Annotated in this window: 4 protein-coding genes and 1 pseudogene; 2 read left to right on the forward strand and 3 right to left on the reverse strand. The window is 64.1% G+C overall.

All coding sequences use genetic code 11. The features are described 5' to 3' along the window. Window positions 1-430, forward strand: a 430-nt coding sequence (locus tag AHiyo1_RS04810) for a radical SAM protein (RefSeq protein WP_445286184.1), incomplete at its 5' end; no start/stop codon positions are given. Here the strand turns inward: AHiyo1_RS04810 and AHiyo1_RS04815 are convergent. Next, window positions 427-867: a (deoxy)nucleoside triphosphate pyrophosphohydrolase gene (locus AHiyo1_RS04815; RefSeq protein ID WP_059387790.1), complete on the reverse strand. Its 441-nt coding sequence runs from the start codon at window positions 865-867 to the stop codon at window positions 427-429. The genes AHiyo1_RS04810 and AHiyo1_RS04815 overlap by 4 nt on opposite strands. Before the next feature lie 144 nt (window positions 868-1,011). On the opposite strand from AHiyo1_RS04815, the gene AHiyo1_RS04820 reads away from it, so the two are divergent. Continuing rightward, window positions 1,012-2,220 carry an MFS transporter gene (locus AHiyo1_RS04820; RefSeq protein ID WP_059387791.1) on the forward strand — a complete coding sequence of 403 codons (1,209 nt, stop codon included), beginning with the start codon at window positions 1,012-1,014 and terminating at the stop codon, window positions 2,218-2,220. Here AHiyo1_RS04820 and AHiyo1_RS04825 read toward each other — a convergent pair. Further along, window positions 2,217-3,134, reverse strand: coding sequence for a cation diffusion facilitator family transporter (locus tag AHiyo1_RS04825; RefSeq protein ID WP_059387792.1), 918 nt, complete (start codon window positions 3,132-3,134; stop codon window positions 2,217-2,219). The two genes, AHiyo1_RS04820 and AHiyo1_RS04825, sit on opposite strands and share 4 nt — an antisense overlap. A 102-nt stretch (window positions 3,135-3,236) precedes the next feature. Continuing rightward, window positions 3,237-3,978, reverse strand: a pseudogene (locus tag AHiyo1_RS04830) (TrmH family RNA methyltransferase); the annotation flags it as partial.

A 3,978-nucleotide genomic window follows, 5' to 3' on the forward strand; every position in this document is an offset into this window, starting at 1 on the left:
CAAGCTCATCCGCCGGCTGCGCGAGGCCGGGCTGCCGTGCGGTGTCATGGCCATGCCCATCCTGCCGTGGCTGACGGACAGCGATGATGCACTGGAGTCGCTCTTTACGGCACTCTCCGGGGCCGGCGCCACTGGCGTCACGGCCGGGGCGTTGTACCTGAAGCCGGGCACGCGGGAATGGTTCATGCAATGGCTGGCGGCCAACCACCCCGAGCTCGTTGGCAAGTACCGGCGCCTCTATGGCCAAGGCTCGTATGCCTCGAAGGAATACAGGACCTGGCTAAGCGGCCGTATCAACTACTTCAAGGCCCGTCACGGTTTCTCCGGGAGCAGCGGTTTCAGCCACAGGAACGCGACGGCGGGCAAGGAGACGCCCGCTTCACTTCCACCTGCTTCCTTTCCAACAACGGGCCAGTCCGCGCTTTTCTAGTTGAGCAGGCCGGAGGCCACCCGTTCCAGCAGTGCACGGACAATCGGCAGGTCGGCAGGAATCCACGGCAAGGTCAACGCCTCGTCGCCATTGCCAAGCGGAACCCACCGGAGTTCATCGTGGTCCTGGAGCGGACGCGGCTCGCCGTCGAGCAGTTCGGCGAACCATACCCTCATGACGGCGCGCTCGTTCAGCGGCCAAGCGGCGCCCGCGTCAGGCTCCACCTCAGACCCGAGCCGGACAGTGATCCCGAGTTCCTCGAGCAACTCGCGGTGCAGCGCGTCTTCGAAGGATTCCCCGGCCTCCAGCTTGCCGCCCGGGAACTCCCACATTCCCGCGAATTGCGGTGGGGCGCTGCGCCTCGCGGCGAGCAGCCGTTTCGGATTTTCAAGGGAATCGACGACGGCGGCGCCCGCCACGCTTATCAGTCCAGTCACCGCAACAGTCTATTGGCCCTCAGGTCATCGCCCCCGCTATGGAAGTTGTCACATTCAGGGCTATTCACCGAGGACTCGAACTAAGCTTGAAAGTCGGCTTTATTCCCTCCGAGTTGCATCCCGCTCGCCCCAAGAAACAGGACGATGACCACTACTGCTGTCACCAAGACCTCCCAAAAGACCCGAAGCCGTCACGTGGCGCTGGCGATCTTCGCCCTTGCCATGGGTGGATTTGCCATCGGGACAACGGAGTTCACCATGATGGGCTTGCTCAAGGAGATCGAGCAGGGACTCCACATCAGCACTCCCGAGGCCGGGAACCTGATTTCGGCCTACGCCTTGGGTGTCGTGGTGGGGGCGCCCATCTTCGCGGCACTTGGTGCCCGGCTCCCCCGCAAGCAACTTGCCCTGGGGCTCATGCTGTTCCTGTCGATAGCGAACCTGACGTCCTTCATCGCACCGGACTACGGAACCATGGTGATCACGAGGTTTGCCTCGGGACTGCCCCATGGCGCCTTCTTCGGAATCGCCGCGGTCATCGCCGCGAGCCTGGTTGCTCCCACCAAGCGCGGCTGGGCGATTTCGATGGTCATGGGCGGACTGACCGTCTCCAACGTCATCGGTGTTCCCGCGGCGACGTGGCTCGGCCAGACTTTCGGGTGGCGCCTTCTCTTCGTGGTGGTGGGCATCATCGGCCTGGCCACGAGTGTGTTGCTCTGGAAGTTCGTCCCCTTCGAGCCAGCCCACCCGGAGGCAAGCATCCGCCGGGAACTTGGTGCCCTCAAACGCATCCAGGTGTGGTTGGCATTGCTGATCGGAATCATCGGTTTTGGCGGCTTCTTCGCCACCTACACGTACATCTCCCACACCATGACGTCCGTGGCCGGCATCCCGGAGGCGCTGATACCCCTCGTGGTGGCCCTGTACGGACTGGGCATGGTGGCAGGCAACATCCTGGGCGGCCGCATCGCCGATAAGTCGGTCATGGGAACCATCTACCGGGTGCTGCCCCTCATCGCCTTGGCGCTCGTGGCCTACGCGGTCGCGGCCCACTGGGCGTGGTCGGCGTTCGTCATGGTCTTCATCGTGGGCGGCATCGGCTCCATGCTCATCCCGCCCTTGCAAACGCGCCTGCTCGACGCTTCGCCGGACGCGCCGTCCTTGGCCTCTTCGCTCAACCACTCCGCGCTCAACATCGCCAACGCCCTTGGCGCATTCCTCGGCGGGGTGGTCATCGCCTGGGGCTGGGGATACGTTGCCCCTGCCCTCGTCGGGGCCGTCCTGGCGATCCTGGGGCTCGGCGTCGCGGGCATCAGCGGCTGGTTGGAACGCAAGAAGCCGCTGGCTGCCTAGACCTGGACACGCTCTACGTCGGGCTCGAGGTAGATGACCCGGGCGATCGGTACCGCGGTGCGGATCCTGAGTTCGGCGGCGTCGATCGCTCTCGCAATCGCCTGCCCCGTATCTGCCGCGCCCACGCTGATCTTCGCAGCGACCAGCAACTCTTCCGGGCCCAAATGCATGGTCTTGAGGTGGATAATGCGCGTGCCATCCGACTCAATGGCTTCCGTGATCCGCGCATTGTCCTCTTTGGTGGCAGATTCGCCGAGCAGCAAGGACTTGGTTTCCACCGCGAGCACCACGGCGATTCCCACAAGGAGCAGGCCGATCATTCCGGTGCCCGCGGCGTCCCACAAGCCGTTGCCCGTGATGAGGGTCAGGCTCACGCCGAACAGCGCGAAAACGAGGCCCAGAAGGGCTCCGAAATCCTCCAGGAGGATCACGGGCAGTTCCGGTTGCTTGGCGTTGCGGATGAACTTGATCCAGCTTTGTTTGCCGCGCAAGGGATTGGATTCGTGGATGGCGGTCCGGAACGAGAAGGATTCCGCCACAATAGCGCCGAGCAGCACGGCCAGGGGTACCCACCAGAAATCGCCCTCAATGGCATGGGGGTGCTGGAACTTCTCCCAGGATTCATAGAGCGCAAAGAGTCCGCCAACGCTGAACAGCACGATCGAGACGATGAAGGCGTAAATGTAGCGCTCACGGCCATAGCCGAACGGGTGCTCGGGACTCGCTGCGCGCTGTGCGCGCTTCCCGCCAAGCAGCAGGAGCAACTGGTTGCCGGAGTCGGCGACGGAGTGGATTGCCTCGGCCAACATGGACGACGACATCGTCAGGACGAATGCGACGAACTTGAGCACAGCGATCGCCAGGTTGGCACTCAATGCCGCCACGATTGCCTTGGTACCGCCATTTGCAGCCACGGAGGCTCCACCTCTTCTTCAATTCAGGGGATGTGAGTGAAAGGCACGAACAGACCGCGAGGTCGCGTTCCTGCAAGCAATACCGTACCTGCAGCGGGAGTGTCAGGAGGCTTGCTGCGAGCGTGCGCTGGCGTAGAGGCAAACCGTGGCTGCTGTGCCAAGGTTCAGGCTTTCCGCCGAACCGTAGACGGGCACTGCGACACGATGGTCGGCAAGGGCAAGCTCGGAGTCTGAAAGTCCTTGCGCCTCGTTGCCGAACAGCCAGGCGGTCGGGGCTTCAAGGGCGTAGGCGGAAGTCGCTGCTGACGCACCCAGGCGGCGCGCCGCGTTCTCGTCCTGAAGTTTGTCCAGGTTGAGGGTGCCGTAACCGTCCGCTGCGAGGATCCCGATGCCGCGCTCCTTGCAGCCGGCCACGAGTTCCCCGACGTCCGCACCCAACACAACCGGTAAGTGGAAGAGCGAACCTGCCGTGGACCGCACAGCCTTCGGGTTGTAAATGTCAACGCTGGAGGCCGTCAGGACCACGGCATCCGCCCCGGCGGCATCAGCGGCCCGAAGCACCGTGCCCGCGTTGCCGGGGTCGCGCACCTGGCACATGACGGCAATCAGCCGCGGCCCGGCGTCGAGCACTGATTCAAGCTGACGTCCACAAAGCTGCAGACGGCCACAATCCCTTGGGGATTGACGGTGTCCGCCATGGCGGCCAGGACATCATCGTTCGCCAGCCGCAAGGCAACGCCGTCGGCGAGTTCGGCGAGTTCAGGGAGCCGGTCAAGGCAGCTTTCGCTCGCGAACACTTCGTGTACGACGCCGGACTCCCCCGCCGCGGTCCGCTCCCGGTGCA

It is taken from the genome of Arthrobacter sp. Hiyo1, assembly GCF_001263615.2.
GTDB lineage: Bacteria > Actinomycetota > Actinomycetes > Actinomycetales > Micrococcaceae > Arthrobacter.

Excerpts from the sequence above, each read along its gene's own strand:
- AHiyo1_RS04820 (WP_059387791.1), top strand. The coding sequence starts at position 1,012 with ATGACCACTACTGCTGTCACCAAGACCTCCCAAAAGACCCGAAGCCGT.